1 protein-coding gene is annotated in these 453 nt (G+C 64.2%); it reads left to right on the top strand.

Translation table 11 applies throughout. The features are described from left to right. Positions 1 to 453: NAD(P)-dependent oxidoreductase (locus NCT32_RS37100; RefSeq protein ID WP_284508648.1), on the top strand; the 453-nt coding region annotated here is incomplete at both ends.

Consider the following 453-nt stretch of genomic DNA (forward strand, 5'->3'; position numbering starts at 1 on the left):
TGGATCTCTACGGCTCGACGCTTGGCATCATCGGGTCGGGGCATGGCGGCAAGCGCATCGGCCAACTCGCCGAGGCGTTCGGCATGCGTGTGCTCTTCGCCGACCGCGAGGGCGCAACTGCGGTCCGTCCCGGCTACTCCGCATTCGACGAGGTGCTGCGCGAGTCCGATGTGATCAGCCTGCATTATCCTCTCACGGAAGAAACGCGGCATCTTTTCAGGATAGGCGAATTCGAGCGGATGAAGCGTACTGCATCGCTCGTGAACACGGCGCGCGGCGGGATCGTCGACGAAGCTGCGCTCGTCGAGGCGCTCGATCGCAAACTGATCGCCAACGCCGCGTTCGACGTGCTGGAGCAGGAGCCGCCTGCGCCCGATCATCCGCTGCTGCGCAATCCCCGAGCCGACTTGATCGTAACGCCGCACGTCGCATGGCGTACGCAGGTAGCGATGA

It is taken from the genome of Caballeronia sp. INML2, assembly GCF_023631365.1.
Taxonomy (GTDB): Bacteria; Pseudomonadota; Gammaproteobacteria; order Burkholderiales; family Burkholderiaceae; genus Caballeronia; species Caballeronia turbans.